Source organism: Roseiterribacter gracilis, assembly GCA_018332375.1.
GTDB classification, from domain to species: Bacteria; Pseudomonadota; Alphaproteobacteria; order BOG-932; family Roseiterribacteraceae; genus Roseiterribacter; species Roseiterribacter gracilis.
In genome coordinates, this window is record BOPV01000001.1 from 386,351 (window position 1) to 409,809 (window position 23,459).

The following is a 23,459-nucleotide window of genomic DNA, read 5'->3' on the forward strand; positions in this document are numbered from 1 at the left end:
TCGGTGCACGCGGCGCAGCGAAACAAGAGTCGCCGAATTGGATCGTTTTGGTACCGCATGCGCAGACAGGCGCTCGACACGCAGCGTCGTGAGTAAGCGCTCATGCTCGATAAATCACAATGCGTACACGCGCCGCAATGTCAGGCTGCGACTCCAATTCGATCGTGGAGATACAGATGCGCAGAGCGGCAACACGCTGGATTCTCGTCGCGCTTGCGGCGCTGGTTAGCACAGCGGCGACGGCGCAAACCGCGCAACCATTGACCGCAGCCGATCTCAATAGCTGGCTCGACGGCTATATTCCGTATGCGCTGCGCAGCGGGGATTACGCCGGCATCGGCGTCGTCGTGGTGCGCGGCAATGAAGTGCTGGCGCAGCGCGGTTGGGGCTTTGCCGACGTCCAGTCCGAGCGGCCAGTCGATCCCGAACGCACCTTGTTCCGCACCGGGTCGGTGGGAAAGCTGTTCACCTGGACTGCGGTGATGCAACTGGTCGAGCAGGGCAAGCTCGATCTCGACGCCGACGTGAATCAGTATCTCGATTTCAAATTACCGTCGCCGCAGAAGGTGACGATGCGTCATCTGATGACGCACACGCCGGGCTATGAAGAGCGGATCAAGCATCTCGAAACCGACGATCCGCAGCGCCTGGTGAAGCTGGAAGACTACGTCAAACGCTGGGCGCCGGCGCAGATCTATGCGCCGGGCTCGACCATCGCCTACTGCAATTACGGCGTCACCTTGGCGGGCTACATCGTGCAGCGCCTGACCGGTGTGCCGTACGACACCTATATCGAGCAGAACGTCTTTGCGCCGCTCGGCATGACGCGCTCGGCATCGTCGCAGCCGGTGCCGGCGCAATTCACGCCGGATTTGTCGTCTGGCTATCGCCGTGCGTCGCAACCGGCGCAGCCGTTCGAGAATTTTGGCGTCGGTCCTGCCGGCGGTCATTCGACCACGGTCGCGGACATGGCGCGCTTCATGCGCGCCTATCTCGGCGGCGGACAACTCGACAATGCGGCGATTCTCAAACCAGCAACGGTCGAGCGTATGTGGACGCCGACCTATGCGGCGATGAAGCAATTGCCCGCGATGGGGCTTGGCTTCTTCCGCGACGATCGCAACGGCCGCGTCGTGTACGGCCATGCCGGCGACAGTCAGTATTTTCATGCGTCGTTGCAGATGGTGCCCGAGGACAAGATCGGCTTTTACTTCGTCACCAACAGCACCGGCCGCGATCCCGCAGCCGGCGCACTGCGCGGCGCCGTCTTCCATGATTTCATGGATCGCTATTTCCCCGACGCCGCAGCGCCGCCGCCGACCGAAGCAACCGCGGCTGCGCACGCGCAAGCGATCGCGGGACGCTATTGGTCGTCACGGCGTGCCAGCTCGAACTTCATGTCGCTGCTGTCGCTTCTCGGCGAGATGACGGTGGTGCCGATGCCGGACGGTACGATTGCGGTGAGTGCGCTGCCGGGCCTGAACGGCGAGCCCAAACGTTGGCGTGAAACCGCGCCCTTCGTGTGGCGCGAAGTCGGTGGCACCAGCCGCATCGCCGCGCGCGTCGAAGATGGGCGCGTGGCTGCCTTCGCCACCGACGATCATCCGCTGGCCGATGTCGGCCTGCGTGCACCGCCGGCGTTGAGCGCGTCGTGGAACCTGCCGCTGGTGCTGTTCTCGCTCGCGGTTTTGGCGCTGACATTGCTGGTGCGGCCCGTACGCGCGGTGCTGCGCCGTCGTGCGCGTGCGCCGTTCCCGTTGCAGGGACGCGCGGCGCTGCGGCACCGGCTGGTCGGTGCCTCGGCGCTGGTGGGGCTGCTCTTCGTCGGCGGCTTCTTCTTTGTCGTGCTGCAGATCGGCAACGGCCTGTCGGTGTTCGACAGTGGGCTCGATCCGGTGCTGCGCGTGCTGCAGCTGTTTGGTCTGTTGGCGATCGCAGGGGCCGGCGTCGCTTTGTGGAATCTGCGCGAAAGCTTCCGCGCGCCAGGCTGGTGGCGTCGGGCCGGCGCGCTCGTCTTCACGATCGCGTGCCTCGACATCGTGTGGGTCGGCTTCGCCTACAAACTGCTGCGCGTCTCGTTGGAGTACTGAGTTCAGCTCGTTTTGGTTTTTCGTGCTGTTTTCTTCCGCGCCGGCGTTGCCTTCTTGGCCGCCGGCGCTTTCTTTGCGGTGGGCTTTTTCTTCGCACGGTTGAACGCGATTGCGGCGCGGACGAGGTCTTTCAATGCGCGTGCGTTGACCTTGTCACCTTCGAACAGATCGATGGCGCGGCGCTGATTGCCTTCGAGGCTGGCGTTGAACAGCTTGTCGGGGTCGGGCAGGCGCGCGCCATAGTCGAAGGTGACTTTGACTTTGCCTTTGTGCGCGTTGGCGACCGCGATGATGCCGTCGCATTCCCACACCGGGCTGCCCATCCATTTCCAGGTTTCGACGATCGCGGGATCGGCGTCGCAGATGGCTTTGCGCACCGCGGCGAAGGTCTTGCCGCGCCAATCGGGAATGTCCGCGATCATGCGGTCGATTTTTTGCGAAGGGGTCATTGCGCCTCTATGCCAAGCCACAGCACCGCTTACCAGTGCGCGCTTGACATTAGCCTACAGGCTAATTAGTCATATACCTATGGACGCATTTACCGCGCTCGCCCATCCGTTGCGGCGGGAAGTCTTGGCGATGTTACGCAAAGGACCGCTCACCTCGGGCGAGATTGCCGACGCGTTCGACGTCGCCTGGCCGACCATGACCGGACATCTGACCAAGCTGAAAGAGGCGGGGTTGGTCACGGCCGAACGGTCGGGAACCAACATTCTGTACCGGCTGAATGCGTCGATTCTGGAAGATACGGCGGCGATGTTGCTCGACCTCGTCGCAGGCAAAAAGTCGAAAGGCAGCAAGTCATGATCCGTCGTGGTTTGGTGGCGTCGTTCGCCTGTTTGATCGCGACATTGGCGATCTGGTTCTGGGCTGCGTCGCATGTCGATCCAACTGCAACCGTGCCGGTGCATTGGGGGCCGAACGGTCCCGATCGCTTCGGCAGTGGCGCCGAAGCCGTGCGCATTCTGGCCTTGTTTCCCGCCATCCTCGCCGGTGTCGCGCTGTTGATGGCGGTCGCACCACGCATCGAACCGTTCCGCCGCAATCTGCAGATGGGCGCGCGCCTCTATCTGATCAGTTGGATCGGTGTCGATCTGCTGATCGTCGCAACCACCTTCGTGATCGCGCGCCAGATGACCTTGCCAGTCGGCGACTATTCCGACCTTTGGGTGCGCGGCATCGTTGCGGGCAGCTTTCTGCTGATCGTCGCGACCGCCGACTCGATGCCGAAGACGCGCCGCAACTTCCTGCTTGGTGTGCGCACGCGCTGGACCTTGACCAGCGACCTGTCCTGGGAAAAGACGCAGCGCCTGGCGGGGCGGTTGCTGATGTTGGTCGGTCTGTGGGGTGTTGCAGCGGCGTTTCTGTTCGACCTCAAACACATGATCTGGATGATCACGGTGCCGCTGCTCGTGGTCGTCGTCATCTGCTGCGTCTATTCGTATTTCGTCTGGCGCGCAGACCCAATTCAGGGGCCCAACAAGACGCTGGGGGATATCGACCATGCGTAACGTGGCACATCGCGAGATCGATCCGGTGGCGGGTCGCACGACACTCGGCAGCGTGTTGTTCCGCCTGCGCGCACGTCGTCACTGGACGTTGCGTGAGATGAGCGAGAAGACCGGCATCCCGGTTTCGACTCTGTCCAAGGTCGAACGCGACCGCGCGACCTTGACCTACGACAAGCTGCAACAGCTGAGCGCCGCGTTGGAGCTGCGTCTGGCGGACCTGTTCGGCGACACCGGCACGACACCGGCGCCGAAGCGGGATTACCTGTATCTGCGGTGACACGAGTCACCAATCAGCAAACCGCCAAGACGCCAAGGACGCCAAGATTCGCCAAGAGGCACAGAAGGCGTAGTAAGCGCGTCCCACGATGAGAGGGTTTTATCGACGCGCAAAGCGCGTCAGGAAATCCAATCGCGGCTTGCGATGTTGTGGCGCCACAGGCTCGCTTTCTTGGCGAATCTTGGCGTCTTGGCGGTTTGCTGGCTTGTGATTGCCGGCTAAAGCGCTAAGCGCGCTTCGCCATTTCGCGGATCGCGGTTTTGCCGATCCAGCGCGACGTCGCGTCCTCCGACGCGGCCAGGCGCTTTGCCATCGCAGTCGCTTCGCGCTTGCAGGTCGCGTTGCGGTTGCCGATGCCGCGCAGCGCCCACAACACGCCCTTCTTGACGAAGTTGCGCTCGTCCTCGGCTTCGCGTGCGATCAGCTTCAACGCGTCCAGGAACGGCTTGTCCTTGCCCGCCTTGTCGTGCAGCGCGACGCTGGCCAGCAACGCAAAACCCGCGCGCTTGACCCATTCGTCACGCGCGCCGGTCCATTTCACGATTTTGTCCCAGGCATGCGGGGTCTGGTCCCACAGCTTGAAACACAGCGTGTCGACCACTGCCCAATTGTCGGACTCTTTGGCCCAGCGCTCCATCTGTACCGGCGTCACGCGCGACGGGTTGGCGACGAAGGCGGCGAGCATGCGCGCCTCGTAACAGCCCGTGTTCCACAGCGCTTCAGCCAGCGTGTGGTTGGTGCCGATCAGCTTGGCCACGGCCTGGACGTCTTTCATCCCGACACCCAGCACCTTGTCTTGGGTGACGATGCCGTAACGCGCCAGGCTTTCGCGGCCCTTCGCGGTTCCGTGCCGTTCCAGCGCGGCCATCGCCGCTTTGAGGTCGAGCAGGGTGCCCGGCTTCGGGGCTGGCTTGTTCGGCGGAAGGGTCGGGCTCTTCTTTGCGGCGCGCTTCGCCGCTGCTTTTTTGGCTGCCATGGGCGCCACCTTGGGTCACCAAGCGGGCCCAAGCAACGGTTCCGTCCTGTGGTTTCCGGAACTCGCATGGAACCGTCGCCGGTCGCAGGCTTTCTGGTGCGTACGTCTTCGCCCCAAGGACAAGCCTCCGTGCGTCAGCTTCTGTTCATCATGGTCTATCTGACGCTGCTGCCGTGCATCTTCGTCTCGCCCTTCGTCGGGATTGTCGTCTACAAGTGGCTCGAATACATGCCGCCGTCGGTCGTGTATTACGCCAACGCGCTGCCCAACCAGTATTCGCTGTTCGTGGCGCTGATCACGATCGGCGTCTGGGCCTTCACCGAAAAGAAGATCGTGCCGCGCCCGGTCTGGCTGCTGGCGATCTTTCTCTGCTTCGTTTTATGGACGCAGCTCACCACAGCGCTGGCGGTGTTCCCGACCGACGCAGCGGTGAAGTGGGAACGCACCAACAAAGTCTTTCTGATCTCATTGCTGACCGCGGCGATGCTGACGACGCGCGTGCGCATCGAGTCGCTGTTATGGACGATGGCGCTGGCGATCGGATATTTCGCGCTCAGCGGCGCGGCCAAAACCATCCTCAGCGGCGGCGGCGGCACCACCGTCGTCGGTGCCTACGACACGTTCATGAGCGATCGCGTCGCCTTTGCCTTCTATCTCTGCGCGCTGATTCCGCTGCTCTGGTATCTGGGCAAACACGACACGCTGCTGGCGCGCTTCAAATGGCGCAACTACGTGATCAAAGGCCTGATCGTCGCGGTGATCATTTCGGTCATCGGCACCCATGCGCGCACTGGCATCGTGGCCGGCCTGTGCACCTTCGCGATGTTCGTCTGGCATTCGAACCGCAAGATGATCACCGCGATCGGCGGCATCGTCATGTTGGCCTTGGCGCTGACATTTGCACCGGCCGAATATTTCCAGCGCGCCGATTCGATCGAGAACTACCAGGGCGACGAAAGCGCCGTGTCGCGCGTCGAGTCGTGGGCCTGGGCCTACAACTACGCCAAGGAACATCCGATCACGGGCGGCGGCTACAAAGTCTTCCAGCTCAACAAGCGCGGCAATTACTGGCTCGAAGCGCATAACAGCTTCTTCGAAGTGCTGGCCGAACACGGCTTCGTCGGCCTGTTCCTGTTCGTGGCGCTGCTCGCCGGTATCTGGGTCAATTGCGGCTGGGTCATCAAACGATGCCGCGAACATCCCGACTTGGCATGGGCAGCCGATCTTGGTCGCGCGCTGCGTATCGCGCTGGTTGCCTACGCGTCAGGCGGCTTCTTCGGCTCGTGCGCGACGTTCAATCTGCCCTACGACATTCTGGCTCTGTCGATCGGATTGCGCGGCATCGCCATGCGCCAGCTCGTCAACCAAGTCGCGACGGTGCAGGGGCCGGTCGACGTGCCGCGCAAAGCACCGCTTTGGCCGACGGCTGCAAAAGCCTAGGCGATGCTGTTCGACACCGATCCAATCGGACGACGCGTGGCGCTTGCGGCCGGTGTCGGCGTCGCAGCCACGATCGCGGGCGCGCTCGCGCGTCCTGACATTGTCGGTCGCGCCAGCGAGCGCCTCGGTCTCTATCAACCCGACCGGTCCGAAACCTGGCGCGACACGCTGGCGGTGCAGCTGCGTGTCGATGCGCAAGCGGGGCCGGGCAGGGCGGTGTTTTTTGGCGACAGTCACGTTGCCGGACTCGACGTCGCGTCGGTCACGACCGGCGCGCTCAATTTCGGCATTGGCGGCGACACGGTGCGCAGCCTTGCCTTCCGGTTGCGCTTTTACGAAACCGCCAAGACCGCGCGCGCTGCGGTGATCGCGGTCGGCTTGAACGAGCTGGCCGGTGCGTCACCCGAACGCGCCGCCGACATGTTCGACGACGTGCTGAAAGCGATCGCGGCACCGCAAATCTGCGTCTGCTCGGTCTTTCCGGTCGATCTCACGATGCCGTCGGTGATTGCGAAATTCGGCCGCGACATGAATCACCGCATCGCCGACTTCAACGAACGGATCGCGGCGCGCACCGCCGCCCATAAGGCGATCTTCTTGCAGTCGCTGCCGCAAGCGGGCGGCTTGCCCGAGATCTGGCATGGCGGCGACGGCGTTCATCTCAACGCGACCGGTTACAAAATCTGGGCGTCGCGCCTGCGCGACTGTCCGGTGCTGCAGGCATAGGCATGAGCGAGAAGAAACGCTTCCTCGAACTCGATGTGTTCCGCGGCATCGCGGCGCTGTGGGTTGCGATGTTTCATTTCACCTTGCGTTTCGACCAGGCGTTTCTCGATCAGCCGATTCCGTTGAAGCCGTTCCTCGACGGCACCTACGGCGTGCAGCTGTTTTTCATGATCTCGGGCTTCGTAATTCTGATGACGTTGCAGCGCAGCCGCTCGGCCGTCGACTTTGCGGTGCATCGTTTCGCGCGCCTCTATCCGGCCTATTGGCTGTCGCTGGCGCTCGCCTGTTTGCTGATCACCTTGGCGCCGCTGCCCAACCAGGTTCTGACGCCGGTACAGGTCGCGGCCAATGCAACGATGGTGCAGCGGTTTCTGTTCATCGGCGACATTGACGGCGTCTATTGGAGTCTGGCGGTCGAGCTGGCGTTTTACGCGCTGATGATCGGCGTGTTTTTGTGCCGCGCCGTGCATCGCATTCTGTTCGTGTGCTGCGCGTGGCTGGTCGTGGTCGCGCTGTGGCGCGCAAGCGCCGCGATGGGCGTCTATCTGCCCGGCCGCGTCGGCGAGTTGCTGATCGTGCAATACGCCCAGTTCTTCGTCTGCGGCATCGTGTTTTTCGACGCCTGGTCGCGCGACGATTGGAAGCCAATCCATACGCTGTTGCTGGTCGCGTCGGTGCTAACCCAGGCAAGCATCGTCGGCGTCTGGAAGACGATTCCGATGCTGCTCTTCTGCGCCATGTTCGCGCTGGCGATCACCGGACGGATGACCGCGATCCGCAAACCGTTCCTGATCTGGCTCGGCGTGATTTCGTACCCGTTCTATCTGACGCATCAGATGATCGGTTATCGCGTCATCCGGCTCGGCGACGATCTGGGCATGTCGCGGTTTCTCTTCGTCCCCGTCGCGATCGTCGCATCGCTGGCGGTCGCCGCCTTGATCAACAAGGCGGTGGAGAAACCCGCGCTGCGTGCGATCCGCGGCTGGTACGACCGGGGAGGCGTAAACCCGAAGCGAGAACTTGCAGTCGGTAAGGCCGCGAAAGTTTAGCTTCTCACGTCGTCATGCCCGGGCTTGTCCCGGGCATGACGGTCGCGCGTTCAGCCCCACCAGTGCCCGGTCAAACCGCCCGGCGCGAAGTTCGACAGAGTCAGCAACTTCACCGCCGCACCAGCGCCGGCGGTGCCGTCGGCGTCGTACCAGATCTCGGTCGAGGTCGAATTCGCGATTGCCTTCAGCACGCCGCTCGCAATCGGATCGCTGCCGAGACCGGGCAGCAGGTGCAGGTCCAACTGATCGACGCCGGCCTGGAAGTCGGTGATCTTGGAGCCGACCGACCCAGCGCGCAGCACGAATTTGTCGGCACCGGCGCCGCCATTCATTTCCGCTGCACCGACGCCCGCGATCAACAAATCGTCGCCGGCGCCGCCGACCATCTGCCCGCTGCCGCGCAGCGCCAGAATATTGTTCTGGTCGTTGCCGGTCGCGACGACATAGCCGGTGTAGTAGGTGACGACGTTCTCGACATTGCCCGGCGCGGCGTAGCTGACCGTGCTGAAGATTGTGTCGTTGCCGCTGCTGGCGCCTTCGGCGACGGTCGTCTTCGAGGTGCTGACAAAGTAATTGTCGTTGCCGCCGCCGCCTTGCAGCACGTCGGTGCCCGATCCGGTCAGGATCTCGTTGTTGGCACCGCCCACGATCGTCGCACCGCTGCCGGTGCCTTTCAGCGTGCCGCTCGGCAATGCGCTGGCAACCGTGATCGACACGGTCGCGGTGCCGGTCGCACCGGTCGCGTCTTTGGCCGAATAGACGAAACTGTCGCTGCCCGTGTAGCCAGCGTCCGCGAGATAGACGAGTTCGTTGTTGAGCCCGACAACGATCTGGCCATGCGCGGGGCCGGTTTCGATCGCGTTGAAGTGCAAACCGGCTGCGTCATTCGCCAACGGATAGATCGGCAGCGCCGCATCTTTCATCGCGAACACAGTGTCGGGTGTCAGCGTCAGCGTGGGCGTGCCGCCGCCATCGGGCGGTGTGGTCACGACCGGCGCGGCCACATTGATCGTCGCCAGCGCGCTGGCCGTGCCGCCATGACCATTGTCGATCACATAGGTGAAGCTGTCGGCGCCGCTCCACGCCGCATCCGGCGTGTAGGTGACGGTCTTGTCGGCATTGATCACGACGCTGCCGTGCGTCGGACCGGTGACGATCGCCGACACAGTCAGGCTGTTGCCGACCGGATCGCTGTCATTGGCGAGCAGCGCCAAGGTGACTGGCGTCGCATTCTTGGTGCTGGCGGTGTCGTTGTTCGCAACCGGCGTCACTGCACCGACCTGCACCGTCACCGTCGCGGTCGAGCTGCCGCCCAGCCCGTCGACGATCGTGTAGGTGAAGCTGTCGGCGCCGACATAGCCCGCATTCGGACGATAGGTCAGCGTGTCGTCGGCGTTTTTGATGATGGTGCCGTGTGCCGCCGCGCTGGTGCTGCCGACATGCATCGTCGCGCCCGGCGTCGGCGTGTCGTTGGCGAGCGGCGCGAAGGTGACCGGTGCTTCTTGCGTCGTCGCAACGGCATCCGCCAGCGCGATTGGCGGCGTCGTCGGCTGCGGCACGTTGTAGACCGTGTCGCTGAATTTCAGCGTCTCGACATGCGCCAAGGTCGCAGAAACGCCGTTGCCGCTGATCAGCACGCCGGTGCCGGCGGCCGTGATCGTGTAGTCGGCGAACTTGCCGGTGAAGACAGCCGTGTCGTTGCCGGCACCGCCGTCGATCACGTCGCCGCTGCCGCGCACCACGAACGTGTCGGCGCCGCTGCCGCCTTTGATCGTGTTGGCGCCGCGGCCCGCATCGATCCAGACGCCAACGTCGCTGGCGGTGATCGTGTCGTTGCCGTCGCCCGTGAAGAGCTGCGTCACGACCGTGCCCGCGGCAACGGTCAGCGGCTTGCCCGCAATGATCGCGCTGTTATGCGCGAGATCGAACGTCGCATTGCCCGACAAGGCGGCTGCGTTGACGACGGTCGCACCGCCCGTGTTGAGTAGCTGGCGGCTGGTCAGGCCCAAGGTCGCGAATTCGTCGGTGTAATAGACCGTCTTAGTGGCTGCCGCCGCGTCGCCGTCGAGGCGCAAGGTCCAGCTGTTCAGCGCGCCCGCGATATTGTTGCCGTGCGCGTCGGTGACGGTCAGCGTCCAATTTCCGTCGGCGCTTTCACCCCAAAACGTGTTGGCCGAAAACTCGAAGCTCAACGTCGGCGGCGAGGTGACGCCGTTGGTGTTCGATCCCGTCACGCCGGGACGGTTCATCAAGGTCGCGACCGTACCTTTGGGCGAGGTCAGGGTGACGATCAAATCGCCCAGATCCATATGCGCCAAATTCAGATCGACCACGGCCTTTTCGACCGCGATGTGGCTGCTGTTGGCGACGGTGCTCTTGACCGTGCCGTTGTCGGGAATCGTAAGAGCCGACGAAACCGTGATGCTCGAATGCGCCTGGTTCGACGACACTTGGCTCTGCGTCCAAGTCTCGGCGACACGCACTGCTGCAGCGGCGTCGACGAGACCGAAGCCGTAATTGTTGCTGAAATGGCGTGCGCCGCCGTTCCAATCGGTGGCGCCGTTCCAGCGCCAGGTCGCCTGGGTCGGAACGTTCTGCCGTGCGGTCAGCGCCAGAATATCCTGCACGTCGCGCCAGCCGAGATTCGGATTGGCGTCGAGCATCAACGCAACCACGCCGCTCAGTTCGGGGGCGGCGAGCGAGGTGCCGCTGACGGTCGCGACGTTGCCGCTACCGTAGCCGCTGCTGCCCATCAGGTCGCTGGTGACGATGTTGGCACCCGGTGCCGCGATCAGGATCGATTCGCCGCGCGTCGAGCCGGACCACAGCGCACCAGACGAATCCGTTGCTGCGACCGAGATGATCGACGGTGCGTTCTGGAACGAATGATAGTTGGTGTCGTCGCCGGCACCGGCATTGTTGCCGGCCGAGAAGACCAGGATCGTGCCGAGCCCGTTGCGGCCTTGGTTGGCGGCCTGTTCGACCGCCGCTTTGGCGGCGGCGAAGGAAAAGCCGAAGAAATTGTCCTGGAACTGGGTCGTGTAGCTCCAGCTATTGTTGGCGATGTCGGCGTTCAGCGCCGCAGCTTTGATCGCATTGGCGTACTGGGTCGGCGAACCCGCGCTGCCATACCCGATCTGGTACGACAGGATCGTCGCGTCATAGGCGACACCGACCGCGTCGGTGCCGTTTGCCGCTGCTGCAATCGTGCCGGCGACAAGGGTGCCGTGACTGTCCGACGAAGTTTTCGGACCTGCATCAGCGACATTGTCGCGATACGAATAGCTGTGCGCAGCGTCGTAGTTCGGCGCCAGATCCGGGTGCGTATATTGCACGCCGTTATCGATGACGGCGACGCGGATACCTTTTCCGGTATAGCCGCGCGCCCACACCGGCTGCACGTTCAACGACCAGGCGCCTGCACCAAGCGCCCACTCCGAGCCAAAGCTCGGGTCATTCATCGCGACCATCAACATCCTCGTTCTGAGTAGGTCCTGAGCGCGAGCAACTGCCGGAGAGAGCGTCACCCGTCGTTGGGCGCGAAGCTGCGGGTTCCGCACTTAAGGGCTGGTGAACGGTGTTCGCAGAAAACGGCTTATGCCATTTGGCTTTTTGTGCAGTTTTCTTGTGTGGAACAAACCCGTTTCTGCAGCGTTACAGGCGCCGTGAAGACACGACTCCGCAAAGCGCTTCAGTACTGGTGGTACGACCGGGCCTGCCGCGCGATCGATGAAACGGCACCGATATCTGTCGACGATTCCGAACTCGTCGTGTTGTCGATGCTCAATACCAACCACGTCACCATGTACCTGGTCGCAGCCAAGACGTTGCACCGGCAACTCGGCCGTGGACGGTTCCTGGTGGTCGATGACGGCACCCTGACCGATGCACAAAAAGCACGCATCCGGCATCATCTGCCGCTGGTCGACATCGTGCCGATTCGTTCGATCGACCGCGCTGGCCTGCCCAAAGGCGGGACCTGGGAACGTTTGGCGCTGATCGCGGAACTGACCGAACATTCCTATGTCGTGCAGATGGACGCCGACACGTTGGCGCTGCGCGACATCCCTGAAGTGGCGCGCCAGATTCAGACCAATGCGTCCTTCACGATCAACGGCGATCCCGACAGCGCCATCGAACCGGTCGCGGTCTCATCGCTGCGCATGGCGAACGATCCCTCGACCCACGTGCAGACGTTGGCCGAGCGCGCACTGACCCAGATCGGTCTCGATGCGGGCGCGCGCTATGTGCGCGGCTGTTCCGGCTTCGCGGGTTTTGCGCGTGGCAGCGATGTCGGCCCGCGCGTGCGCGATTTCTCGGCCCGCATGGAACAGGCGCTGGGCGCGAAGTGGACGGAGTGGGGCAGCGAGCAGGTCGGCTCGAACTTTGTCGTCGCCAACGCGCCGGGTGCGATCGTTCTGTCGGCGCCGCGCTATCTGAATTATCCCGGCGGGCAGGTGCCGCCCGACACGTCGTTCCTGCATTTCATCGGCCCGTCGCGCTTCAGCAACGGCACCTATCGTCGTTCGGCCGGCTTGGCGATCGAAGCGCTGCTGCGCAGCGAGGCGGACGGCACTTCGTTGCGAAGGGTGGCGGCGTGACAAATCTTCCCTCTCCCCGCGGGAGAGCGAAGGGCCCGCACACATCGTGTGCGGGAGGGTGAGGGTTCTCTGATGTCTGTTGTTGAATTCGAAGGCACGCATATCGCGAACAAACCCTCACCCTCCCGCGACTTCGTCGCGGGTCCCGCCCTCTCCCTCAGGGAGAGGGGTTCAAAGCAGCCGCTGCGCGTTGCGGTCTTCACCACCTTGTTTCCCAATCCGCAGCGGCCGCAACACGGCGTGTTCGTCGCCAACCGGCTGGAGAAGCTGGTCGCGACCGGCGAAGTGCAGGTGCGCGTGATTGCGCCGGTACCGTATTTCCCGTCGACCAATCCGATGTTCGGCGATTGGGCGCGCAATGCGCGCGTGCCGTCGATTTCGACCGTGCGCGGCCTGTCGGTCGAACATCCGCGCTATCTGGTGGTGCCGAAATTCGGCATGCGCATCACGCCCAGCACGCTCGCCTATGCAGCGCGCGGCGCGTTGCTGCGCGCCCAGCGCGATCTGGGCGGGATCGATCTGATCGACGCGCACTATCTCTATCCCGACGGAGTCGCCGCGGCGAAGCTCGCCAAATGGCTGGGCGTGCCGTTCGTCATGACCGCGCGCGGCACCGACGTGAATCTGATTCCGAAATTCGACGGGCCGCGCCGCGCGATCCTCGAAGCGTGCAGCCAGGCGGCCGGCGTGATCACCGTGTCGGCGGCGCTGCGCGACGAGCTGGTCGCGATGGGCGGTCCAGCCGACAAGATCCGCGTGCTGCGCAACGGCGTCGATCTGCAGCGCTTCACCCCGCCCGCCGATCGCGCGCGATTGCGCGCCGAACTGGGCGCGCCAGAGAAGTTGTTGCTTTCGGTCGGTCACCTGATCGAACGCAAAGGCCACCACCTGATCATCGACGCGCTGACGCAGTTGCCGGACGTGCATTTGTGGATCGCGGGCGAGGGGCCGGAACATGCGGCGCTGGAGAAGCTCGCCCGCGCGCGCGGCGTCGATGGTCGCGTGCGCCTCCTGGGCGCGCAACCCCATGACGAACTCAAACGTCTCTACGGTGCGGCCGACGCGCTGGTGCTGGCCAGCAGCCGCGAAGGCTGGGCCAACGTGCTGCTCGAAGCGATGGCGTGCGGCACGCCGGTGATTGCAACGCCGATCTGGGGCAATCCCGAAGTCGTGTCGCGTCCAGCAGCCGGCGTGCTGACGCGTGATCGCAGCGCGGGCGCAATCGCCGATGCAGCGTCGCGCCTGCTGGCGCATCTGCCCGATCGCGCGCTGACGCGGCTGTACGCCGAAGGCTTCGGCTGGGAGCCGACCACGCAGGGGCAGTTGGAGCTGTTTCGTTCAGCCGTCGCGTCTCGCGACCAACATTGAATCCGGATCGAAAACAGCAGTAACGAGAAACTCGCACTGCAGTGCGAGATTATCATGAAGCTGACGCGTTCCTGACGCCGCAACCGGTGTCAGGACGATGGCCGAGTCAAACCAACCACCAGATTTCTCAATCATCGTGCCGTGCTTCAATGAAGAGCACGCGCTTCTCGGCACGCTCGAACAATTGCGCAAAGCCGTGCACGGGCGTGCCTACGAAATCATCATGGTCAATGATGGTTCGTCGGATGCGACCGGGGAAATCCTCGCCCGCATCGCGGCCGAACGCAGCGACGTGCGCGTCTTCGCGCATACGCGCAATCGCGGTTATGGCGCTGCACTGAAAACCGGCATCCGCCAGGCGACCGGCGAATTGATCGTCATCACCGACGCCGACGGCTCCTATCCGATCGACCGGATTCCCGAACTGGTCGATCGCTGCCGCGACGTCGACATGGTGGTTGGCGCACGCACCGCAGCCGGCGTGCAGTATTCGAAGCTGCGCGCATTCCCCAAGATCTTCCTGCGCATTTGGGCCTCGTGGATCGCGCGCCAGAAGATCCCCGACATCAATTCGGGCCTGCGCGTCTTCCGCCGCGACATTGCGATGAAGTATTTCGGCATTCTGCCGAACGCGTTCAGCTTTACGCTCACCATCACCTTGGCGACCTTGACCAACTTTCACGCCGTCGTGTTCGTGCCGATCACCTATCACCCGCGGATTGGCAAATCGAAGATCAAGCCGATCCGCGACACGTTGCTGTTCCTGTCTTTGATTGCGCGCACCGGCATCTATTTCGCGCCGATCCGGCTCTTTGCGCCGCTGATCGCGGCCTTGTTCTTCGTGTTCCTCGGCTGTCTCTTCTATGACGTGGCGGTGTTGCACGACCTGACCGAGAAGACGCTGATCGTCTTCTTCTTCCTGTTCAACATGGCGTCCTTTGCGCTGCTCGCCGACATGATCGACAAGCGGACCGCCAAAGGATGAAGGCGCTGCTGCAGCGTCTGGCGCGGGTTCGCTTCCTGCGCTTCATCGCAACCGGTGCGCTCAGTCTTGGCGTTGGCTTCGGCACGACGGTGGCGCTGCGCGAGCTGGGCGGGCTGTCGCCGCAGCTCGCTGGCGGCGGCGGTCTGCTTGCGTCGCTGCTGCTCAATTTCCTGACTGTGCGCAGCTTCGTCTTCGCCAAGCGCGGCCCCGCGGGCGGCGAGTTCGTGCGCTATGTGCTGACCTCGCTCGGCTTTCGTGGGGTCGAGTACTGCGCGTACTTGCTGCTGCTCGACCAGTTCGGCCTGCCGTACCCGGTCGCCTATATGCTCGTCGTGTCCTGCAGCGTCGTGCTGAAATTTCTCGTCTATCGCAGCTTCGTGTTTCGCGCGCCTGCCAACGCATGAGCATCGCGATCGACACGTCGCGCGCGCGCGTGGCTGACTGGCCGCGCAAACTTGTGCTGCTGTTTGTCGCCAGCGCCTGCATCACTGTGCCGTATTTCGCCGGCTGGACCGCGCCGTTCCGCTATCACGACGACGATCACCGGATGCGGTTGGTGCTGGTCGCAGTGCTGTTTGTGGTGCAGCTGGCGGGCATGGCGTGGGTGGTGCGCTCGCGGATCGAGCTCGCGCCGCCGACCGGACGCGTCGCGTGGCTCTGCCTCGGCGCTTACACGTTGCTCTCGGTGTTTGTCGGCGCGGTGATCCTGCAGGGTTTCCCAAACTCGGCCGACGAATGGATTTTCCTGTTCCAGGCCGACACCTATGCGCGCGGCCGGTTGTGGAACGCAGTGCCGCCCGACCAAGAGACGGGCCTGTTCTTTCTGATCCATATCTTCATGCGCGACGGCAAATGGATCGGACAATATCCGCCGGGCTGGCCCGTCGTGCTGTTGCCGTTCCGGTTGCTGCACGTGCCGGCTTGGGTCGCCAACGTGTTCCTGGGCACGGCGCTGCTCGCTGTGACTGCACGTCTCGCGACGCGCTTGTTGCCGACCACCGAGGCCGCGCTTGCGACCTGCGCCGTTGCGCTGACGCCCTTCATCGTCTTCAACAATGGCAGCTATTTCTCGCACCAACTCCCCGCGGTTTCGGGCGTGCTGTTCGTGCTGGCCACCATCCGCTTCCAACGCGCGCCAAGCTGGTCGGCATCGCTTGCGGGCGGTGTCTGTCTCGGCGTCATCGGCATCGCGCGCTATCTCGACGTGCTGGCTTTGGCGACGCCGTTCTTTGTCGTGTTGGCGTGGCAGATCGTGCGCAAGCCGCGCACGCTCACGCCCGCGCTTGGCTTCGGTCTCGGTGCACTGCCGTTTCTGCTGATCCTGTTCGCCTACAACCAGGCGGTGACGGGGCACGCGTTGTTGGCGGTGACCAAGTGGGGGTATCCGACGCAGGCGATCGCCAAGCTCGGTTTCGGTCCCGACCATCCGCTCGGCGAAGCAATCCTGCGCACGCTGACGCGGCAGTTCGAATTCGTCGAATGGACGATGCCGGTGTTGATCGCGCTGTGGGGCGTCGCCTTCGTCGTGCGCGTTGTACGCGGCCGCGCCACCTGGATCGACTGGATCTATCCCAGCTTTCTCGTCTGGTACGCGCTGTCGGGTGTGCGCGGCGGTGAACGCTATGGGCCGCGCTATTACCTGCCGGCCTATCCGTTCGTGGTGCTGACCATCGCCCTCGCGATCAGCGATGCGCCCACGCGCGGACGGTGGCTGCGCGCCGGTCTGGTGACCTGCGTGCCGATGGCTGCTGCGTTGGGGATCGGGTGGGCGATCTTCACCCAGCAGATGATCTGGGAGCGGCGGCAGATGGAGATCGCGATCGAGCGGGCCGGGCTGAGCCAAGTGGTGGTGATCGTGCCCAGCTCGATCGGCACGGCGCGGCCGATGCAATATTGGGATCTGGCGCGCAACGATCCCGATCTTGCGCAGCCGGTGCTGTTTGCCACCGATCCGGTGCACTACGAATTCGGCGCCCAGACGCGGCTGGCCACGCTGTTTCCGGACCGCGCTATCTGGCGTTACGTCTGGGACCGTCCGTCGCGGCAGGGCCGTCTCGAGAAACTCAGCGAACCTACTGGCGCGGAGCGACGTTCCGAGGGGCGATGAGTACCGACACGAAGACGGGTCACCTCAACGCCCTCACGGGGCTCCGCGGCATCGCCGCGTGGTGGGTTGCGCTCTACCATTTCCGCTTCGAGTTTCCCGCCGGCATGCCGGACTGGGCCTTGCCGCTCGTGTCGCGCGGCTATCTCGCGGTCGATCTGTTTTTCATCCTGTCGGGCTTCATCCTGGCGCTGAACTACGCCAACAAGGTCGGCACGTTGGAAAGCGGCACGGTCCGCGCCTTTCTGATCGCGCGCGTCGCGCGCATCTGGCCGTTGCATGCGGTGATGAGCGTGCTGTTCCTGATCAATCCGATCGCGATCCTGTTCTTCTCGACGCAGAAGAGTCTGGCCGGCCGCTATCCGTTCGACCATTGGGTGATGGGTCTGTTCCTGGTCCAGAATTGGGGCTTCACCACCAAGATGGATTGGAACGTGCCGGCCTGGTCGATCTCGACCGAATGGGCGGCGTATCTGCTGTTCCCGTTGCTCGTCGCCTTCGCCTGGCGCGTTGCGCGCACGCGCTTTGCTGCAGCGGTCGGCGTCATCACGATGTTGATCTTGACCGCGCTGGTCTTCAACGCGCTGGGTGCGCGCTCGGTCGATCACGACATTCCGAAATACGGCCTGGTGCGTTGCCTGTTGGAATTCACCACCGGCCTGTTCCTGTATCGCGCCTGGAGCCTCGGTCGCGTCGTGCCAATGGTGCATGTCGCGCTCGCGCTGGTCGCAGCATGCGCTATCGCTGCGTTCGCGATGGGAGCCGGGCCGGACTGGTTGTTCCTGCCGACTGCGTTCGTAGCAACGATCGTGTTGCTCGCAACCGGCAAAGGCCCGGCGCGCATTCTTGCGTGGGGACCGATCCTGTTTCTGGGCGAGATCAGCTACTCGACATACCTCGCGCACTGGTTCGTGCGCGACTGGACCAAGTTCCTGGTGATGGACCACTACGGCGCGACCTTGCCGTTGTTCGTGTTCCTGGGTGCGACCTTCGTCGCGTCGGTCGCGCTGTTCTATGGCGTCGAAAAGCCGGGGCGCAGTTGGATGCGCAAAGCTCTGACCAAGCGCATCGGTGGCGTGTCACCGGTGCCGACGCCGCGCATTGAGGTCGATCCGGCAGTTTAGACTCTAGCGCGCGCAGCGCGCTCTCACTTCTTCTTGCGCTTAGAGAGAAGGCTGGCACCGCCGCCCTGGGAGGCAGCGGTGCCGTAAGGTCCGGCCGGCGACAACACGGGGTGCGATCGCCGCCGACATGGCCCTCATCATCTCTAGACGTACGCGCAGCAAAATTCCGCAGCGACGGCGGAAATATTCTTCACAAGTCCAGGTGAACGCTCACTTCACCAGCGGACGGAAGAACGAGCCTCTTGAAGGTACGTGAAGCGCGCGAAGAGGTTAAGTTGACCGACCCGAGCGGTACGCAGCGAGCACGTCGTCGAGTTCGTGCGCGTCGTTCTTACTTAGTTTGATGTTCTTCTTAACCCAGCCAAGAACGGCGGCAGACGTTTCCTTCGTCTCGATACTGGCGTCATTGCTCTTGAGACGATCGAACCACGCCACAAGTGGTGGATTGTGCGCCGTAAGCCGTATCGTATCGACTTGATGGAGATGATCCGGCGCGAATGCGAAATTCATGTTTCGCACGAAAGGCTGAAGTAGAGCGTCGTCGTCTGAGAGCAGTAGCTTTTCAAGGGGCAGAGATTGATCAATCGACCAGCGCTCTGGGTTACGTTGCAAGATGTCAATCCAGTCCACGTCGGTGGACCAATCTCCGTCAGCAAGATGTTCTTTCAAGCGTTTGCATAGGCGACGCGCGCTCCAGATCAGTTGGTCGACCTTAAAGAGGTCATCCAAACTGATTGTGTATCCATATAGGTTATAGCGATTGTCAGGACTTCCGTAGGCGTTCAGCCGCACGAGAAATTTGTCGACGGTGATTTCCCGCCAGAAAAATCCTTCGTACGGCGGCTGCACAAATGGTCCATATTCGAGTCTGCGATCGATCTTTTTAATCTCTTTATAGAGCGCAATCAGATCATGCCCGCGGTTTCGGTTTGCTGCGAGGCCGTTCAGCAGCAGCGTAGCTTTCATATACTTCTCGAGAGCATGAAGGCTCAGCCAGAAGAAGTCCCAGTCAAGTTTGGCGACGAACGCTACACGCGCAAGAATATAGTTTTGATCTGCCGTCGTCGTGAACATGCGGTTCACGATTGCATCAGTATGAGGACGGATCTCTTCGTCGTTCATCGTCATCACTCATTGCGTAGCGGAGACCAGCCTTTTTTGCCCATCATGTCGGAGTTTATCGCTGACGCCGCGTTCGCGCCGCGCGTGACTCAAGGCTGTTCGGAGATCAAGCTGGCAGCAGCGGCCGGAAGAACGAGCGCTCGTAACGCAGAAAGCAGTTCGTCTCGCGCCAATACGCGACCGCCTTCAAGCACTCCGGATCGGTCGCACTGCGCGTGCGATAGTCTTCGTAGGCGGCGAGGGACGGGAAGCTGAACAACGCCAACGCAACATCGCTCTCACCTTCCGACGGCAGGAAGTAACCGAGATGCGTGCCACCAAATTTCGGCACGAGATCGAGCCACATGCGTGCGTAGGTTTCGAACTCGGGAAGTTTGGCTTGGTTGACGGTGTAGCGGATGAAGCAGGTGATCATTGGGGCCTTGCGGATGGTGATCCCGGTGGGACTTGAACCCAATACTGCACGATAAGAAATCCGCAGTGCCCAGGTTAGGTGCCGCAACCAATGCAACCAGCGGCCACCTACGGTGCCAGTACGGTCGACCTTTAAATACGACATTAACTTGTAAAAATAATAGCGTTATCGCGAACTTCGTCCGATAGTCCTCTCAATGAATAAGGGAGGGGACCGTGCTGAAGGGATTGGCCTTGGCATTTGCCGGGGTGTTGTTGCTTACCGGTTGCGCATCAAAGCCCGCAGATCCGAACTGGACAGAGTCGGCTAAAAAAGTCTTTGCGTCAGGGAATCCCGTTGCCGCGTACGACTATGCCGCAAAGGATTTGAACGGCGCGCGCCGTGCGCAGGCGATCGCATTCCTGCAAGAGAATGGAACGACCATCGGCCCGGCTATCAAAGAGGCGCTCTTCAAGCGTGCGCGTGAAGATTCACGCGGCGCTTCCGGGGTCAACGAGGATATGCGAGCTGCAACGGCTGCGGGGTTGATTTCCGATGCTGATGCAACAGACCTAATCAAAATCGCCACGGCGGCCGATGACAAACGCCGCGCCGAGAAGGCAGTTGCGGATGCATTAAGGGCAAAGCGCCTCGCTGCACTTAAGCCGCTACGTCTGCATCTCGTGTCCGAGCCGGACAATCGGCTGATCGTAGATGACGTCAAGCGCCAACTGAGCGATCTGCAAGGCGCTGTTGTCTTTATCGACGCGCCAGAAAAGGGCGCGTTGACGGTAAAAGTGAAACAGCTCCGGTGGGCGGAGCGTCAGCAGTCAGAGCGGATGCGGACGCTAACCGTTGGATATTACGAGAGCGATCCTCTGTTTGCTGCGCTGCTACTGCCGAAAGGAGCGTCAACGATGATTGACGTGCGCGAAGGTGGCGTAGAGCTCGAGTATGCGTTTGAAGTTTCCGCGTCAGAAAACGGGAATCAAATCGGAAGCGAACTCGTACGTGATACGCTCACGCAAAATTTCTACCAATGTTCGGGTATGCGAGTTCAGAACGTGTTCGGCGGAATATCGCCATCGAATGGCTTTCCAAACCAAGCATCGCAGTCATTTTGCTCCGGCGGATCTACGCCAACGGATCTAAAGGCACTTGGCACGCGAGCTTATGTAGCTACGGCTATCGCGATAAAACGATTGGGACCGGTGCAGATCGCGCTGAAGCGCTATCAAGAAGCATCCGCCTGACTCTAGCGCTGACTTAAATTGAAGTGGCAGGAAGGGAGGGCCGAATGTTGAAAGAGCAGCCGCACGCACCGCTATTCGCGACACTTGGGCTATTCGCTTTATATGTCATTGCCACTGCGGCGGCCGTTTGTCTCGCGTCGGAACAAAACCAGGCTCAAGTTCTGGCGCAGATGGCAGCGTCTCTTTTTGCGATTCTAAGTGTTTTTCTCGGCATCGAAGCCGCTCGTCGCGCGGGCGCAAACCAAAGCGCAAGACAGCGAGCCGGTGAGAGGAGAAAAATTGCAGCCGCACTTGCGTCAGAGGTTCGTGCAATTCAGAAAACTGTGATCGGAAAGAATACAGTTCAATCTTACCGCGACGTTGCACAGAATGTCCGCGAGGCGTGGCTTCTTTTGCCGGTGGGGCAGTACAGTGGCACGCCGGTTTTCGACAAACTAATTGGAGATATCGGTCACTTCGAGAGTGGAACGATTGATCGTATTATCGAGATGTATCACGTGACGTTGACGTTGCGAATTCAGTTGATGATCGCCCGCCAGGCAGGAGAAGCCGGAAAATTCGATTACGCAGAACGGCTTCTGCTTTCTATGGCGAACGTTATTGAAGAGAATCTCGATAAGCTTGTTGCGCTCGGCGACGAGTTAAACGGACTAAGCGCTGCGTAGGAGGTGTCATCTGCAGAGGCTCGTCATGTCGAGGATGGAAGTAGGCGATGGTCGAATTCTCATGGATGCGACCGCCAATTGTTTCGTGTCTAGGTGTACGTGGCAATCAATGCGCTATGGCGCTCGCAGTCAGTCGCATCTTGGACGTTATGCTTTATTTCATCGGTCTGAACGGTATGGTGGAGACGTAGGGCGGGACGTCTACAAACTCGTAGCGGTTGAGCTGAAGTGACCCTGCTACTGCAGATGCTCTATTGTGTTGTCCCGGGCCCGCGTAAAAAGCAACAATCGGGAGTTTGACCTCCGGATTGGCAAACAAGATTGGCGACAAACTATCCTGCTTGCCGGCAAACTCGAGGCTCTTCAATGGTGGATTGAATGCAACCAGACGCCATTCTCGTTCTGCAGCAAACGCCTCGTGTTTTAGCCCGACAGTAAAATCTCCCAGGCACATTAAGAAGTGATCGACTGCCAGAGCAGCGGCAGCAATGATTTCATCTTCTGTTGCTGGCGGCTTCGGGCCGTGCTCCAGAAAGATCATTATCAGCGCGCCGACCACTTCCGCTAGTAGTTCGATTTGCCGATGAGTGTTGTACTCGCAGCGGAACAATTGGGTTTTCCGTACGGCACTAGCAGCAAGCAGTGAGCCATCAAAACCGATGGCAAAACCTTGGCCTGGGCCTCCATATCCCCGCCACTGGCTTAGGTCATCTGCCACTTCGCTCAAGCAAAAAACAAAAGTCATTGGAACGAAGCTGTCGTCCGTAGAGTCGATCTTCTCGAGCAGTTTCGAGATAACGATCTGCGCCGATGTCTCCGTGTGAAGCTCGGCGTACCGCTTAGCTGCGATTTTGACCAACTCAATTGTATGCAGAAACTCTTTGCTATCGTTGCAATATCGCACGTTGCTTAGCTTTATCGTCCCGGTGCGCACAATCGCTTCAAATCCAGCCGAAGTCGTGTAGTGCCAGAGGATTCTTGGTGGATCAGGTTGAAGAGCAATCTTCGATCGGCTCTCGGCGTACTTCACGATCTCCGAAACGAGCGCGCTCATTTTGGAGTCTCCTCAGAAAGGTAACTGAGCGAGAGCTTCGTGCTTGTTGGGAGACCTTGAGCGGCTGCTTGCGCGCGCCATGCAATTTCCACGATCTCGCGTACTTTATCGACATACGGGTTAGATTCGGGACCAAGAGAGGCTCGCACGATCCCCACATCTCCGATCAGTCCATATAGCCCACTAACATCAGTCATCTTAGGTCGAATTTGATCGCGCACTTTCGTCAATCGGGAAATCAGTCTCGTTCTGACTTTTGGATCGATTTTCGATGTCTCAAGCAGCTCGCCAAGTTCATCGAGTAGCGTTGTAAGGCGCTGGATGTCTGCTCCGGACAATCCATATGCGAAGGTTCCACCCAGAAGTGCGGTGAACCGTTCTTCATCTTCAGCGTTGCGTCGATCGGTGAGATAATCTTGCGCGACTTTGGAGAGCTGCTTGATCAGCTCAAATTTCCTTTCTGGCGTTAGCGATGCCGCCGTCCATTCGTTCGGCAACGGAAGTGAGCGCGCTGACGCTAGGGATTTTATCAGAATGAATGTCTTTGCGATCCACTGCTCGTGAGACTCAGAGTCGTAGATCGTTTGCGCGAAATATCTTTCGCAAATCTGCCATGCTGCTTCCAGGTTGTCGTCTGAGAGCCCCATCACGAACTCATCTTCGTAGTCCATCGGCGTCCCTTTACCCGCGAGCTGATGCACGTCTCATATCTGGCTAGAT

22 protein-coding genes are annotated in these 23,459 nt (G+C 61.5%); 15 read left to right on the top strand and 7 right to left on the bottom strand.

Features of this window, described 5'->3' with window-relative positions:
* Positions 1-176: 176 nt before the first annotated feature.
* Positions 177-2,090 (top strand): serine hydrolase domain-containing protein, encoded by a 1,914-nt coding sequence (locus TMPK1_RS01860; protein WP_420241081.1) that lies wholly within the window; start codon positions 177-179, stop codon positions 2,088-2,090.
* A gap of 2 nt (positions 2,091-2,092) precedes the next feature.
* Here TMPK1_RS01860 and TMPK1_RS01865 read toward each other — a convergent pair whose 3' ends face one another.
* Positions 2,093-2,539 carry a DUF1801 domain-containing protein gene (locus tag TMPK1_RS01865; RefSeq protein WP_420241082.1) on the bottom strand — a complete coding sequence of 149 codons (447 nt, stop codon included), beginning with the start codon at positions 2,537-2,539 and terminating at the stop codon, positions 2,093-2,095.
* Between the two features lie 79 nt (positions 2,540-2,618).
* Here TMPK1_RS01865 and TMPK1_RS01870 point away from each other — a divergent pair, with 79 nt between their 5' ends.
* From TMPK1_RS01870 to TMPK1_RS01880, 3 genes are read left to right on the top strand one after another with little or no spacing between them, the layout of a single operon-like run.
* The gene (locus tag TMPK1_RS01870; protein WP_420241083.1) at positions 2,619-2,897 is read left to right on the top strand and encodes a metalloregulator ArsR/SmtB family transcription factor; all 279 of its coding nucleotides are present in this window, start codon (positions 2,619-2,621) and stop codon (positions 2,895-2,897) included.
* Positions 2,894-3,601: an SdpI family protein gene (locus TMPK1_RS01875; protein WP_420241085.1), complete on the top strand. Its 708-nt coding sequence runs from the start codon at positions 2,894-2,896 to the stop codon at positions 3,599-3,601. The genes TMPK1_RS01870 and TMPK1_RS01875 overlap by 4 nt, the downstream gene beginning before the upstream one ends.
* On the top strand, positions 3,594-3,878 hold the full coding sequence (locus tag TMPK1_RS01880; protein WP_420241086.1) for a helix-turn-helix domain-containing protein: 285 nt from the start codon (positions 3,594-3,596) through the stop codon (positions 3,876-3,878). Before TMPK1_RS01875 ends, TMPK1_RS01880 begins: the two co-directional genes overlap by 8 nt.
* Before the next feature lie 226 nt (positions 3,879-4,104).
* Here the strand turns inward: TMPK1_RS01880 and TMPK1_RS01885 are convergent, their stop codons facing one another.
* A complete protein-coding gene (locus TMPK1_RS01885; protein ID WP_420241087.1) occupies positions 4,105-4,854 on the bottom strand; it encodes a DNA alkylation repair protein in 750 nt (249 codons plus the stop codon).
* Between the two features lie 129 nt (positions 4,855-4,983).
* Here TMPK1_RS01885 and TMPK1_RS01890 point away from each other — a divergent pair, with 129 nt between their 5' ends.
* The 3 genes from TMPK1_RS01890 to TMPK1_RS01900 are packed head-to-tail and all read left to right on the top strand — an operon-like array spanning position 4,984 to position 8,069.
* Positions 4,984-6,294 (top strand): putative O-glycosylation ligase, exosortase A system-associated, encoded by a 1,311-nt coding sequence (locus TMPK1_RS01890; RefSeq protein ID WP_420241088.1) that lies wholly within the window; start codon positions 4,984-4,986, stop codon positions 6,292-6,294.
* Between the two features lie 3 nt (positions 6,295-6,297).
* Entirely contained in the window at positions 6,298-7,020 is a 723-nt protein-coding gene (locus TMPK1_RS01895; protein ID WP_420241089.1) for an SGNH/GDSL hydrolase family protein, read from the top strand.
* Positions 7,021-7,022: 2 nt separating this feature from the next.
* On the top strand, positions 7,023-8,069 hold the full coding sequence (locus TMPK1_RS01900; RefSeq protein ID WP_420241090.1) for an acyltransferase family protein: 1,047 nt from the start codon (positions 7,023-7,025) through the stop codon (positions 8,067-8,069).
* A gap of 50 nt (positions 8,070-8,119) precedes the next feature.
* On the opposite strand, the gene TMPK1_RS01905 is transcribed toward TMPK1_RS01900, so the two are convergent.
* Entirely contained in the window at positions 8,120-11,539 is a 3,420-nt protein-coding gene (locus TMPK1_RS01905) for a S8 family serine peptidase (protein ID WP_420241091.1), read from the bottom strand.
* A gap of 195 nt (positions 11,540-11,734) precedes the next feature.
* On the opposite strand from TMPK1_RS01905, the gene TMPK1_RS01910 reads away from it, so the two are divergent.
* From TMPK1_RS01910 to TMPK1_RS01935, 6 genes are all read left to right on the top strand, one after another.
* On the top strand, positions 11,735-12,670 hold the full coding sequence (locus TMPK1_RS01910; RefSeq protein WP_420241094.1) for a glycosyltransferase family protein: 936 nt from the start codon (positions 11,735-11,737) through the stop codon (positions 12,668-12,670).
* A 72-nt stretch (positions 12,671-12,742) separates the two neighbouring features.
* On the top strand, positions 12,743-14,038 hold the full coding sequence (locus tag TMPK1_RS01915; RefSeq protein WP_420241095.1) for a glycosyltransferase family 4 protein: 1,296 nt from the start codon (positions 12,743-12,745) through the stop codon (positions 14,036-14,038).
* A gap of 97 nt (positions 14,039-14,135) precedes the next feature.
* The gene (locus TMPK1_RS01920) at positions 14,136-15,023 is read left to right on the top strand and encodes a glycosyltransferase family 2 protein (protein WP_420241096.1); all 888 of its coding nucleotides are present in this window, start codon (positions 14,136-14,138) and stop codon (positions 15,021-15,023) included.
* A complete protein-coding gene (locus tag TMPK1_RS01925; protein ID WP_420241097.1) occupies positions 15,020-15,427 on the top strand; it encodes a GtrA family protein in 408 nt (135 codons plus the stop codon). The genes TMPK1_RS01920 and TMPK1_RS01925 overlap by 4 nt, the downstream gene beginning before the upstream one ends.
* Complete coding sequence (locus TMPK1_RS01930; protein WP_420241098.1) at positions 15,424-17,130, top strand: hypothetical protein; 1,707 nt, start codon at positions 15,424-15,426, stop codon at positions 17,128-17,130. The genes TMPK1_RS01925 and TMPK1_RS01930 overlap by 4 nt, the downstream gene beginning before the upstream one ends.
* Positions 17,127-18,251, top strand: coding sequence for an acyltransferase family protein (locus TMPK1_RS01935; protein ID WP_420241099.1), 1,125 nt, complete (start codon positions 17,127-17,129; stop codon positions 18,249-18,251). Before TMPK1_RS01930 ends, TMPK1_RS01935 begins: the two co-directional genes overlap by 4 nt.
* A 270-nt stretch (positions 18,252-18,521) precedes the next feature.
* Here the strand turns inward: TMPK1_RS01935 and TMPK1_RS01940 are convergent, their stop codons facing one another.
* Both TMPK1_RS01940 and TMPK1_RS01945 read right to left on the bottom strand, forming a co-directional pair.
* A complete protein-coding gene (locus tag TMPK1_RS01940) occupies positions 18,522-19,373 on the bottom strand; it encodes a hypothetical protein (RefSeq protein WP_420241100.1) in 852 nt (283 codons plus the stop codon).
* Positions 19,374-19,479: 106 nt separating this feature from the next.
* Positions 19,480-19,788, bottom strand: coding sequence for an NIPSNAP family protein (locus tag TMPK1_RS01945; protein WP_420241101.1), 309 nt, complete (start codon positions 19,786-19,788; stop codon positions 19,480-19,482).
* Between the two features lie 215 nt (positions 19,789-20,003).
* Between TMPK1_RS01945 and TMPK1_RS01950 the strand changes: the two genes are divergently transcribed.
* Both TMPK1_RS01950 and TMPK1_RS01955 read left to right on the top strand, forming a co-directional pair.
* A complete protein-coding gene (locus TMPK1_RS01950) occupies positions 20,004-21,020 on the top strand; it encodes a hypothetical protein (protein WP_420241103.1) in 1,017 nt (338 codons plus the stop codon).
* Between the two features lie 44 nt (positions 21,021-21,064).
* Positions 21,065-21,685 carry a hypothetical protein gene (locus tag TMPK1_RS01955; RefSeq protein ID WP_420241104.1) on the top strand — a complete coding sequence of 207 codons (621 nt, stop codon included), beginning with the start codon at positions 21,065-21,067 and terminating at the stop codon, positions 21,683-21,685.
* Between the two features lie 154 nt (positions 21,686-21,839).
* Here TMPK1_RS01955 and TMPK1_RS01960 read toward each other — a convergent pair whose 3' ends face one another.
* Positions 21,840-22,739 (bottom strand): DUF2971 domain-containing protein, encoded by a 900-nt coding sequence (locus tag TMPK1_RS01960; protein ID WP_420241106.1) that lies wholly within the window; start codon positions 22,737-22,739, stop codon positions 21,840-21,842.
* Positions 22,736-23,410: a hypothetical protein gene (locus tag TMPK1_RS01965; protein WP_420241107.1), complete on the bottom strand. Its 675-nt coding sequence runs from the start codon at positions 23,408-23,410 to the stop codon at positions 22,736-22,738. Before TMPK1_RS01965 ends, TMPK1_RS01960 begins: the two co-directional genes overlap by 4 nt.
* Between the last annotated feature and the right edge of the window lie 49 nt (positions 23,411-23,459).

What these genes read in the sequence shown, in the direction of transcription:
- TMPK1_RS01945 (WP_420241101.1), bottom strand. Translation starts at nt 19,788, where the DNA reads ATGATCACCTGCTTCATCCGCTACACCGTCAACCAAGCCAAACTTCCC.
- TMPK1_RS01935 (WP_420241099.1), top strand. Translation starts at nt 17,127, where the DNA reads ATGAGTACCGACACGAAGACGGGTCACCTCAACGCCCTCACGGGGCTC.
- TMPK1_RS01860 (WP_420241081.1), top strand. Translation starts at nt 177, where the DNA reads ATGCGCAGAGCGGCAACACGCTGGATTCTCGTCGCGCTTGCGGCGCTG.
- TMPK1_RS01930 (WP_420241098.1), top strand. Translation starts at nt 15,424, where the DNA reads ATGAGCATCGCGATCGACACGTCGCGCGCGCGCGTGGCTGACTGGCCG.
- TMPK1_RS01875 (WP_420241085.1), top strand. Translation starts at nt 2,894, where the DNA reads ATGATCCGTCGTGGTTTGGTGGCGTCGTTCGCCTGTTTGATCGCGACA.
- TMPK1_RS01870 (WP_420241083.1), top strand. Translation starts at nt 2,619, where the DNA reads ATGGACGCATTTACCGCGCTCGCCCATCCGTTGCGGCGGGAAGTCTTG.
- TMPK1_RS01955 (WP_420241104.1), top strand. Translation starts at nt 21,065, where the DNA reads ATGTTGAAAGAGCAGCCGCACGCACCGCTATTCGCGACACTTGGGCTA.
- TMPK1_RS01905 (WP_420241091.1), bottom strand. Translation starts at nt 11,539, where the DNA reads ATGGTCGCGATGAATGACCCGAGCTTTGGCTCGGAGTGGGCGCTTGGT.
- TMPK1_RS01965 (WP_420241107.1), bottom strand. Translation starts at nt 23,410, where the DNA reads ATGGACTACGAAGATGAGTTCGTGATGGGGCTCTCAGACGACAACCTG.
- TMPK1_RS01960 (WP_420241106.1), bottom strand. Translation starts at nt 22,739, where the DNA reads ATGAGCGCGCTCGTTTCGGAGATCGTGAAGTACGCCGAGAGCCGATCG.
- TMPK1_RS01925 (WP_420241097.1), top strand. Translation starts at nt 15,020, where the DNA reads ATGAAGGCGCTGCTGCAGCGTCTGGCGCGGGTTCGCTTCCTGCGCTTC.
- TMPK1_RS01900 (WP_420241090.1), top strand. Translation starts at nt 7,023, where the DNA reads ATGAGCGAGAAGAAACGCTTCCTCGAACTCGATGTGTTCCGCGGCATC.
- TMPK1_RS01920 (WP_420241096.1), top strand. Translation starts at nt 14,136, where the DNA reads ATGGCCGAGTCAAACCAACCACCAGATTTCTCAATCATCGTGCCGTGC.
- TMPK1_RS01895 (WP_420241089.1), top strand. Translation starts at nt 6,298, where the DNA reads ATGCTGTTCGACACCGATCCAATCGGACGACGCGTGGCGCTTGCGGCC.
- TMPK1_RS01865 (WP_420241082.1), bottom strand. Translation starts at nt 2,539, where the DNA reads ATGACCCCTTCGCAAAAAATCGACCGCATGATCGCGGACATTCCCGAT.
- TMPK1_RS01940 (WP_420241100.1), bottom strand. Translation starts at nt 19,373, where the DNA reads ATGAACGACGAAGAGATCCGTCCTCATACTGATGCAATCGTGAACCGC.
- TMPK1_RS01915 (WP_420241095.1), top strand. Translation starts at nt 12,743, where the DNA reads ATGTCTGTTGTTGAATTCGAAGGCACGCATATCGCGAACAAACCCTCA.
- TMPK1_RS01885 (WP_420241087.1), bottom strand. Translation starts at nt 4,854, where the DNA reads ATGGCAGCCAAAAAAGCAGCGGCGAAGCGCGCCGCAAAGAAGAGCCCG.
- TMPK1_RS01880 (WP_420241086.1), top strand. Translation starts at nt 3,594, where the DNA reads ATGCGTAACGTGGCACATCGCGAGATCGATCCGGTGGCGGGTCGCACG.